Here is an 11,004-nt window from a genome sequence, read left to right as displayed (position 1 = left end):
GCAAAAAATAAATTATCAGTTATGGAAGAAAGATATAGTAGAAACAGACTCTACGTGAGTGAAAACGAACAAAGTATGATTAAGGATTATAAAATATTCCTTGGTGGTGCTGGTATCGGTAGTATCGTGGCAGAATGTGCTTTGCGATTTGGTTTTGAACATATTACCATTGTTGACGGTGATAAGGTTGAGGAAAGCAACCTGAACAGGCAGAACTATACGGAGAAAGATATTGGCAGATACAAGGCGGAATGTTTGGCAGAGCGTTTGCACAGTATCAATCCTGACGCGCAGATAGATTACCATACTGAGTTCCTTAACCCTGATAACATCGAAGAGATGCTGAATGGGCATAATGTAGCCATCAATGCATTGGACTTTAAGGACGATACGCCTTTTGTCTTTGATAGGATTTGCAAAGAAAGAAGAATTCCCGTACTGCACCCATACAACTTTGGTTGGGCTGGCTTTGTTACTGTGGTAGATCCGTTGGGACATTCCCTTTCTGAATTATCAGACAATCCCAAAGGATTTGAACTAAAAGTTGCAGAATACGTTACTGGGCACGGCGCCTTTTGGAATCAGCCTAAAGAATGGCTAGACAAGATAGTAGGGCAGTACAAAGAAGAAAGTAATACACTGCCACCGCCACAACTCTCCATTGCTTCTTGGATTGCAGCAGGTTTATGTACCACTGCTATGTACAATCTAGCGACAGGAAAGGCTGTAAACTATTTTCCTAAATTTTATTTCTCCTCACTTCTACAATAGGAAAAATGAGAATTACTAAAACAATTTATTTAATTCTGCCCTTGAAATAGCTTCTGTTATATTCGCCACGCCCAACCTCTCAAAGGCGTGGCGTTTATATGTTTTAATAGAATCTAAAGAACGATACATTCTCTCGGCTATTTCATTCATAGTAAATCCAGCTGCTGATAATCTAAGTACCTCAAGTTCCTCTTCTTTTAGGACAACTCCCTCACACTCTTTCCATCTATGTCCTTCAAAAGAATATTTCCAATATTTGCTTAATCCACTTTTATGAAACTCTACATGTCCCGCTGTTTTATGTGAAGAAAGTGATACAACACACATACCAATCCATATTTTACCTTCATCGGTCAACAATATTGGAGTAAGTTGGTGATTTATTAGTTTCCTCTTTGTTCCACTATTCAAATGAAAGTGATATGACATAGAGCATTTATACTTATCAACTATATCGAAAGTCTCAAAGAACTTAAACCCACTGCTATTTAACTCAACAAGCATTTTTTGTTCGTCCTCTGGCACATGCTCCAAGTAAAAGCTGTACCCTAATTCCTTCACCTCCTTTGCCGTATGCCCACAAAGAAACAAAGGGTTGTCCAACACATAAAGAAATTCCTGCCTGTAATAGTCTATCAAGTAAACACTCTGATAGGTAACACGAGCAAAAGCTTCTACGGTTTGCACCAATGTAGAGAGTACATTGGAATCATAGTCAGGTGCGTTGCGCACGGTGTTCGATGCTATAAAGAAATCTTTTATGTCTGTCATATATGCTAAACGTGTTAAGATTCTCTGATATGTTTCACTACAAAAGTACATTTTTAATGCGGAATACCGCAAAAAGATTACACAAAAGTGTAAAAAACAAAGAGGAAGATGCCAAATTACACAAAAGTGTAATAGATGATATTCGCATAGGAAGTATTTTTGCCGTATAAATCAAGAAACAAAAAGCATTATGGAAAAACAGATTGCAACATTTAAGGACTATGCTATCTTCATGGCAGACAAAACGAGTCTGTTGGAAATAGCACAGTTTGTGGTCAGGGAGAATTACTCTCATCACTTATCTTCATTTACAGAGAAAGAAGTAAATGAAGACATCAAATCAGTGTTTGAGGAAGAGGAATATTTGTATGACAACAAATCTCATATCTATATTGCAAGGGATTCCTTTGGGAATATGATTGGCTGCATCAGGAGCTTTCATTGGGATAAGCACAAGACTCTTCCTATCGAGAAAATATATGGGATAAACCCACTGAATGCTATCCATAGGGAAAGTAAATATAGTTTTTGGCATATCGGACGCTTTGCGGTTGCAACGGGAGCAGGAATATCCACATTGACATTGTTCAAGCGGCTAATGGCATTGGCAGTAAAGCCGATAGTGGAGGACAAGTACAGCTATATGATTGCAGAGATTGACAGCAAACTATTGAAAGTAATGAAGGTGTTGGGATTTGGTACACGCCAAATTGGAAAATCCATCGACTACCTGACATCCGAAACCGTTCCTGTATGTTCCAGCAAAAGAGGTATCAAGGGCTTCTTTTCCAAGTATGGTGAACTTTGCAAGGCAGCATGATTACACTTTTGTGTAATATTTCAGACAACAAATTCAGAATTACACAAAAGTGTAACGATATAATTTGGAGATATAAATATATTTGCAACATCAAAAAGATAATCAAGTCGACAAGATTATAAAACAGACCTCACTGTAATAAAAAAGGAGAAGAAGTCGAAAATCTATAAGAGTAGACAAAATAAATAAAAATGAAATTATGAAAGAAGATTTATTTTCAGAGTTAAGAGAGGATGAATTAGGTATACTCCATGGAGGTGTTTGTAAAAATAACACCAATACGGAAAGCGGTTCCCCAAGTGATTTTTTGGCATCTAACGGAAATTGTTTAGGTGGTGGATGGGGTGATACCAATACAAATTGCACGGGAACTTGCAAGGGATGTCACGTTTAAGTTCTTTATAACATTTCAGATTGTGACTATCATAAGTATGGTCACAATCTGAATATATAAATATTATTATTACTTATAAAAAATATATGAAGTGGAGTTTGTTTAATGTATTAATAGATTCGCCAATTCAAAAGGAACAAGTCTATCTATACAATTACCAAAAAAATAAATTACTAACATTAGATATGCGTCTTAAACCTATAATCATAGAAAGACGTCATAATATAGAATCTTTAAAGGAAATTCATCCAAGCCTTTACGAGTTACTTATTAAGTGTGGTTTTATAGTGTTATCTGCGCTTGATGAAATGAAAAATTGTGTAGATGAGATTAATTCTAAATTGCAGTCAGACGATTATGTAAGAATAACCATAAACCCAACCTTGGATTGTAATCTAAGATGCTGGTATTGTTATGAAAGCCATTTAAAGGGTAGTTTAATGTCTAAGGATACACTATCATATGTCATAATGTACTTAGAAAGGGTAATTAGTTCTTCAACATTAAGGACTTTTCAATTAGCTTTTTTTGGAGGCGAACCACTACTTTATTATAAGAAAATTGTACACCCTTTGATTAAAAAATGTAGCGAATTATGCAATAAGTATAATAAGAAATTTCAAGTTAACTTTACTACCAATGGCATATGCTTAACTCCTAATGTTGTGGACGATTTGATAAAATTAAGCAATTGGGTTAGTATACAGGTAGCTTTTGATGGGGGGAAAGGTTTTCATGATAAGATTAAATATTACAAAGATGGCACAGGAACGTACGATAGAGTATTGCATAATTTATTTTATGCGATAGAAAAGCGGTTGTTTACAACCATACGGTGCAACTATACAAAAGAAAATATCCTATCTTTTTATGATGTTGTGAAAGACTTTGAAGCATATCATAATTGTAGGAATCTAAGGTTTTCTTTTCATAAAGTTTGGCAAGAGGAAGAAGACGATAATTTAAAAGTTAAGGTTTCTCAATTAAAATCGCAACTCACTCAGTTTAAGTTTCAATCAAATATAAATACTTATTTGGGATCAAGCGTACAACACTGTTATGCTGACTATGTACATAACCTTGTTATCAATTATAATGGCGATATTTATAAATGTACAGCTCGTGATTTTAATGTGGATAATAAAATAGGCTCACTTTCTCATGATGGAAACATTTGCTATGGAACTAATAAAGAACGTTGGGAGAATATGTATGTGGCAGAATGTTGTCAGGCATGTCACTTACTTCCTATATGCACAGAATGTGTTCAAAGAAAGAGAGAAGTAGGGGAAAATAAATGTTCTAATGTTGCCTTTAGAGAAAATGCAGAAACTAATATCCGAAAGTATTTTTATGACATTATGAATTTCAAAATTGCAAATACCTGATATTGATGAGAAAAGTTTGTTTTTTTGTTTTTAGTAATAATGCTATCCTTCAATGGTGTTATGTATGCACAGGAAGTAGAAGGATATGTCTTAGATTATCAAGGAAAGCCTGTAGAGTTTGCATCGGTAGCCATCTTAACTTCTACTGATTCTACGCTGGTAGGCGGTTGTATAACACTGGCAGATGGACAATTCAAGGTTAAGGTTCCTGGCGAAAACAAAATCGTGATTGTGAGAGTATCTCATATGTCGTATGAAGATGCTTTCCAAATCAAGCAGGTAGATAATACCCCCATGAAGATTACGCTATCTCCAAAAGCGGTTAATTTGGATGGCATTACTATATCGGCTTCAAGGTTCGTACAAAACACGAAAGGGTACTCTGTAAACTTAACTGACTCTCCTATCTTGAAAGGAAAGAAAACAGCTGATGCTTTGATATTCCTCCCAGGAATAACTAAAGAAAACGGAGTTATCAACATTAATGGACTTCCTGTTAGCGAAATATATGTAAATGGAATTAAAATAACCTCGCAAGAAGAACTTAATAAGTTTCCAGCCAATATGATAGGCTCTGTGAAGGTTGATTACCTTGCAGGAAGTAACACCAATGCCTCTACTGGTGGAGGAGTTATCAATATCTCATTAAGGAAAATAGCCGATAGGAACTATTACGGTAGTTTGTCCGCGGAGGGAACCGCACACAAGGGGAACTGTATAGATGAAGAAAATTTAGGAGGAACGATGTACTATAGATACAAGGATCTGCATATTTATGATAATTTATCACTGCCTTGGTATCAGTATAAAGAGACTGGTAAACAATTTCTTTATAATAAATTGTCGGGCATTGAGAAGCAGAGTTGTGAAAGAGACTATAATAGAGGCTATAGTTTCTCTAATCGATTGAGCCTTACTCAACAACTTAACAAACAATCGTCTTTGAGTTTTAGTTACTATATCTCAGCCAACCACAACCATTCACACTTAAATACTTATGATGACGATAATAACATAAATATAAGAACTTACAAACGAGTGGTTGAACAAGAAGTAACAACAAAGTATTTAACTCCTCTCGGTAAGAGTAAAATTTTGGTAGATTTGACGATAGATTACTATAACAGGCACGCAAATACAGCTACAAATTATCTGGGAAATAGCGTAGAAAGCGTAGGAGCAGCTGACAAGCAAAATAATAATCTTTGGAAAACTTCATTAGATTTCACTCAACCCATAGGTAGAAATCTACTGACTTATGGTGGTGCTGTTCAGTATGTGAATCAGCATTTTACGCCAATAATAGTAAACTATCTTACTAACAAATTTTTCATAAGCAACAGTAGAACGAAGGTCAATGGCTTTACCCCTTACGTCTATATCCAGTTGGCAGGAGCATTCAAGAAATTAAAATATGCTTTTGGTATAAATTGGCAAATAAATCATATTTCATATAGCGATAACAAATCCTCTGTAATTTCCAAGAACATACAAAGAGGATTAAGTCCCTCGATTAGTTTAATGGCTCCATTAAATAAAAACGGAAGCAGTATCTTTCGTCTTGCTTTTAAGCATATATTAGAGAACATTCCATATTCAGCAATATCATCAACGATTAGATGGTCGAATGCCTCGAATTATTCAGTGGGAAACCCATCTTTGAAAGCTCCAACGAATGATATGTTGATGGTTTCTTTCTCTTTCTTTAAAAGTTTACTTGGAGTAACAGGTGTCTATATGCATTCTAATAATAATATCTATTGGCAAACCGAAAATAGTTCGGAGAATAAAAATTACCTTTACACTCGCCCTGTTAATCTTGATGGGATAAATGCGTATGGAATGAATGTGGAGCTAAATCTACACCCTTTGAAATGTTGGATGATGAAAGCCATGGGTAAATTAGAATTGCATGTAGAGGATATAACTTTAGATGGTATAAAATATGACAAGAATAGATTTCGACAATATTATACTCTTTATAATAGTTTCAACCTCCCATCAGGATGGGGTGGTATGTTGAACATAATGTTAGAACCAACATTTAGGAACTTAGACCGTGTTTATTATACCGTCTATAATGTTACGGGAAATATCTATAAAGAACTTTTCAAAGATAAATTAGAATTAGGGTTGTCGTTTGGACTTGCAGGAAAAGGACGCAGATACTCCAGACAGACTGATTTATTTAAGACTACCTATGATAATACCACCGCATTTCCATATATAGGACTCTCCGTAAAATGGACTTTCGAGAGAGGTAAGCATTCTACAATTAAGAAAATTACAGGTAATCAAGAATACAATGAGATAAAAGATATACGATAAAATGACAACATCCTTTCCTAACATCTTGCAATATGATTCTATGCAATGCGGTGTAGCATGCTTACAGATGATCTGTGAATACTATCATAAAAAGTATTCCACAAATTATCTCTCCGGTCTGTGTAATACAACGACAGAGGGCGTTTCTATGCTCAGCATCAGAGATACAGCTTTTGCTTTAGGACTAGAAAGTAATTGTGGAAAAGTTAACATTAAAGGAATAAAGAAAATTTCTTCTCCCTGCATCCTCCATTGGAATCAAAACCATTTTGTGGTTCTGTATAAGGTTAAGAAAGGTAAGAATTTCTACATTGCAGACCCCGGGAAAGGACTTGTGAAATACTCGCTTGAAGAATTTAAGAAGCACTGGATTAGTACTCAGTCGGGCGGTGAAGAGAAAGGGATTGCCATGTTCTTGGAACCCACACCAGCTTTTTATGAAAAGCAGACAGATGAACAGCCAACAGAGGAACGCTCATTTAAGTTCCTATTTGGCTATATCAAACAATACCGAAAATATTTCGGACAGATTGTCTTGGGGTTGCTCGTAGGCAGCCTTTTGCAACTTATCCTGCCTTTCCTCACGCAAGCCATTGTAGATGTAGGTATCAAGAACCAAAACATTGGATTTATTTGGTTGATACTCTTAGGGCAACTTGTCCTTACCGTGAGCCGTACAGCCATCGACTTTATCCGCCGTTGGCTCTTACTGCATATCTCTTTGCGTATCAACATCTCTTTGGTTAGCGACTTCTTCATCAAGCTCTTAAAGCTACCCATGTCGTTCTTCGATACCAAATTGATGGGCGACCTTATGCAACGTATGGGCGACCATAGCCGTGTAAACACTTTCTTAACGCAACAGACACTCAGTATCGTGTTTTCGCTCTTTACCTTTGTGGTATTTAGCATCGTATTGCTTTCTTACAATTGGCTCATCTTTACCATCTTTATGGTGGGCAGCTTGCTTTATGGTGGTTGGCTTGCGCTCTTCCTTAGACGCAGAAAGGTTCTGGATTATGAACTCTTTGAGCAGCAAGCCATCAACAACAACAAGACCTACGAGTTTATCACCTCCATGCAGGAGATAAAGCTCCAAGACTGCGAGCAGCGCAGACGCTGGGAATGGGAGGACGTGCAGGCAGACCTCTTTGGAGTACAAATGAAGTCGCTCAAACTCCAACAGACGCAAGAGGCGGGTAGCATCTTTATCAACGAACTAAAGAATATCGTCATTACCGTAGTGGCAGCTACTGCCGTGATTCACGGACAACTCACACTCGGTATGATGCTTGCCGTGCAATATATCATCGGTCAGCTCAATTCTCCCGTGGAACAGTTAATGAGTTTCTTCTATTCTGTGCAAGATGTAAAAATTAGTCTTGAACGTATCAACGAAATCCACCGTATGGATGATGAGAACGGTAAGCAAGGCTTGGAAACTGCAGTGAAAGAAGAAAACAAGGGAATAGACCTTAAAGATGTAAACTTCAAGTACGACCCACACGCTTTGAAAACAATTATAGATGATGTAAGTCTGACCATCCCCAAGGGCAAAGTAACAGCTATTGTGGGAGCATCGGGCAGTGGAAAGACAACACTTATTAAATTGATGTTGGGTTATTATCCCGTATTGGGCGGACAAATCAATATCGGTGGAACAGATGTAAATACGCTCAACAAAAAATGGTGGCGCAAGCAGTGTGGAGTGGTAATGCAGGACGGTGTTATCTTCTCCGAGTCGATAGCTCGCAACATTGCCGTGGATGATGGGGAAATTGATAAGGAGCGATTGCAGAAAGCTGCCGAGATTGCCTGTATTCACGATTATGTACTGGGGCTACCGTTAAAGTATAATACCAAGATTGGGCGCGATGGTGTGGGCTTGAGTCAAGGACAGAAACAGCGTATCCTAATAGCAAGAGCCGTATATAAGAATCCAGATTATATCTTCCTTGACGAAGCCACCAACTCGCTCGATGCCAACAACGAACGTATGATTGTAGAACATCTTGATGAGTTCTACAAGGGCAAGACTGTGGTTATCGTAGCGCACCGACTAAGTACAGTAAAGAATGCCGACCAGATAGTGGTACTGGATAAAGGCAAAGTGGTGGAAATTGGCAATCACGAATCACTCACGGCAAAGCGTGGTGCATACTATAACCTCGTGAAAAATCAGTTAGAATTGGGCAACTAATAATAGAGAAACACTATGGCAGACAGCAAAATAGAACTCCGCAGCGAGAAGGTAAGACATATAATTGGCAAAATTCCTTCAGGCATCGTGCGTTATGGTATCACAATTATTACTATCGTGATTTTAGGATTATTGGCAGGTGCATACTTTATCCCCTATCCAGAAACCATCAGTGCAAAGGTACAAATGACAAATACCCGTCAAGGCACACTAATCATTCCTTACAGGTATGTCAATACGATAGAAAACGGAATGACAGCCAATATAGAGTTTGAGGGTTACAATGCCGAAAACTACGGAGTAGCTGGTAGCACAATAGTAACCACATCACATACTCCTCATCAAACAAATGAGGGCAGTATGTTCACTGCACAAGTGAAGATAGCAAGCTGTAAATATCCACTCATCAAGGGAATGATTGGCAGTGCGTCTATTCTTGTTAGCCAAGAAAGCGTACTGCAAAGGATAATCCATAGGATAACAGGCAGCATATAATACCCTTAAACGTTCTCTCTCTTATTATAATAAGAATACCTAAGCGGTGAAAGTAGGAGGTTAAATGTAGTTACTATGTAGTATAATTTTGATAATAGCCCAACTACTCATTAATCCTTTATCTTTCACTGCTTTACCTTTAATGTAGTTATGTAGTAAGATATAACAGTGAAAGAAAAAGGATATAATCAGTAGTCTGTATAACTGCCACTCAGCACCCCCGTGTGCCACCTGTATCAACAATAATAGGAATGAATGTTGGCGCAGGAGATTGCAGCCTTTGGCAGAGATATTTCCTAAACATACCTGCCTCTACGCTGTTAAGATGAAAGGAAAGGGCGATGATAATGGGCAAGGGGCAGAGTGGCGCATAACTCTCCACGCTATCCCCCTGCTTACTTATGTTGCTGGTAGCATTACCTGCTTCTATCTCATAATACTTTAAGCACATAGTCTGTTTTATAAGCCTGACCTTGTGATTAACTTTTTGCCAACTAACTCCGAAAAACTTTGCTAGTTCGCCCTCCGTCATAGCAACCTCTCCCTTGCCTTGATAAATAACACACATACTGTTAGTCCACTCAAAAAACTTCGCTCGATAGCTTTTCTTATATTGTCATCGGACTGATTACACTCTGACTTTCTTTGGTCGTCCTTTTGATGATGCTTTGCTTTCATATTTACACCTCTTTCATTGATTATCTGTTATCATTTTGTAATGCCTGAAAGTTCACTTTCCTCTCTAACCTTACACTATTGTTTTATATGCTGCCTTTTCCATTATCTCATTAGTACACTTATGCTTGGCAATAAGCCTGTCCATATCTTCCGACATCTTGCAGTCCGTTACCTGCGCATAAATCTGCGTACTTGCAATTGATGCGTGTCCCATCATCTTGGCGATGCTCTCAATGGGAATACCTGCACTTAGACACATCGTTCCGAAGGTATGTCTTCCCATGTGATAGCACAGACGTTGCTTGATACCACAAGCCTTGCCTACTATGCTTAACTTCGCTGCTAACACACTTCTGCTGCAACAGGGTTGAAAGATAAGACGATTATCCATATTCGTGTTATTGCTTTCTTCTTTCACCGCTTTTAGTTGCCTTTGCTGCTCGATAATCGTCTTGACAATGGGGTGTAACGGCACAATGAACTCCACCTTGGTCTTCTGACGCTCCTTTCTTATATACATCTGCCCGTCCGCTGCGCTCTTGATATGCCCAAACTTCAAGTGTTCCATATCTGCAATAGCTAAACCTGTGAAGCAGGAGAAGATAAACATCCGCCTTGCAAGTTTGGCATCGCTATCCCACATCTTCATAGCCATCAGTTTTTTCACATCACTCTTGCTAAGAAAACGAATTGCCTTTTCCACCTTTTCATATTCCGCATGTTCAAATGGGTTATAACGAATGATGCGCTGACTTACTGCACGGAACATCAAACGGCTCAGCCAACAAAGATAATTGTTGATGGTAGAGCCTTTCAATCCTTTCTTTTTAAGAAAGAAGCGGTATTCTTCAAACAGTTCCTCCGTTATACTTCGGATTTCTATATCCGTACTACCTAAGTCCTTTATAAACTCGCACAGCATCCCGTTAGCATAGCAAAGGTTAGTGTATGTACCTTCTGCCTTTGATTTGCCCACACCTTCCTTTACCGATTGTAGTTCTGTATTGCTAAGCTCCAACAAAGTGGTGGGAGAAGTTGCTATGCCTTGCAATCTGTTTTTAAGCAGTTCAGCACTTATCACCCCGTCTTTTAGGAGCAGTTCCTGATAGGTCTTTTCTACTTGTTCTCTGAATGATTGCAGGCGAAGGTTTGTTTTCCT

At 38.0% G+C, this 11,004-nt stretch carries 9 protein-coding genes; 7 read left to right on the top strand and 2 right to left on the bottom strand.

The window, feature by feature from the left end; all coding sequences use genetic code 11:
• The first annotated feature begins 21 nt into the window (after nucleotides 1-21).
• The gene (locus tag HMPREF9420_RS04735) at nucleotides 22-771 is read left to right on the top strand and encodes a ThiF family adenylyltransferase (RefSeq protein WP_044079097.1); all 750 of its coding nucleotides are present in this window, start codon (nucleotides 22-24) and stop codon (nucleotides 769-771) included.
• A gap of 15 nt (nucleotides 772-786) precedes the next feature.
• Here the strand turns inward: HMPREF9420_RS04735 and HMPREF9420_RS04730 are convergent, their stop codons facing one another.
• Complete coding sequence (locus HMPREF9420_RS04730) at nucleotides 787-1,542, bottom strand: helix-turn-helix domain-containing protein (RefSeq protein WP_007134325.1); 756 nt, start codon at nucleotides 1,540-1,542, stop codon at nucleotides 787-789.
• Between the two features lie 190 nt (nucleotides 1,543-1,732).
• Here HMPREF9420_RS04730 and HMPREF9420_RS04725 point away from each other — a divergent pair, with 190 nt between their 5' ends.
• From HMPREF9420_RS04725 to HMPREF9420_RS04705, 6 genes are all read left to right on the top strand, one after another.
• Nucleotides 1,733-2,362 carry a hypothetical protein gene (locus tag HMPREF9420_RS04725; protein ID WP_007134323.1) on the top strand — a complete coding sequence of 210 codons (630 nt, stop codon included), beginning with the start codon at nucleotides 1,733-1,735 and terminating at the stop codon, nucleotides 2,360-2,362.
• Nucleotides 2,363-2,561: 199 nt separating this feature from the next.
• A complete protein-coding gene (locus HMPREF9420_RS13875; RefSeq protein ID WP_147625616.1) occupies nucleotides 2,562-2,756 on the top strand; it encodes a hypothetical protein in 195 nt (64 codons plus the stop codon).
• Between the two features lie 86 nt (nucleotides 2,757-2,842).
• Complete coding sequence (locus HMPREF9420_RS04720; RefSeq protein WP_007134321.1) at nucleotides 2,843-4,144, top strand: radical SAM protein; 1,302 nt, start codon at nucleotides 2,843-2,845, stop codon at nucleotides 4,142-4,144.
• 24 nt (nucleotides 4,145-4,168) lie between these two features.
• Nucleotides 4,169-6,472, top strand: coding sequence for a TonB-dependent receptor (locus HMPREF9420_RS04715; RefSeq protein ID WP_169309691.1), 2,304 nt, complete (start codon nucleotides 4,169-4,171; stop codon nucleotides 6,470-6,472).
• A 1-nt stretch (nucleotide 6,473) separates the two neighbouring features.
• Nucleotides 6,474-8,672: a peptidase domain-containing ABC transporter gene (locus HMPREF9420_RS04710; protein ID WP_044078769.1), complete on the top strand. Its 2,199-nt coding sequence runs from the start codon at nucleotides 6,474-6,476 to the stop codon at nucleotides 8,670-8,672.
• Nucleotides 8,673-8,687: 15 nt separating this feature from the next.
• Nucleotides 8,688-9,167 carry a hypothetical protein gene (locus tag HMPREF9420_RS04705; RefSeq protein WP_007134318.1) on the top strand — a complete coding sequence of 160 codons (480 nt, stop codon included), beginning with the start codon at nucleotides 8,688-8,690 and terminating at the stop codon, nucleotides 9,165-9,167.
• A gap of 748 nt (nucleotides 9,168-9,915) precedes the next feature.
• Here HMPREF9420_RS04705 and HMPREF9420_RS04695 read toward each other — a convergent pair.
• Nucleotides 9,916-11,004, bottom strand: a 1,089-nt coding sequence (locus HMPREF9420_RS04695) for a tyrosine-type recombinase/integrase (RefSeq protein WP_007134316.1), incomplete at its 5' end; no start/stop codon positions are given.

Origin of the sequence: Segatella salivae DSM 15606, from assembly GCF_000185845.1 — a bacterium.
GTDB lineage: Bacteria > Bacteroidota > Bacteroidia > Bacteroidales > Bacteroidaceae > Prevotella > Prevotella salivae.
This window is presented reverse-complemented; position numbering and strand designations above follow the sequence as displayed.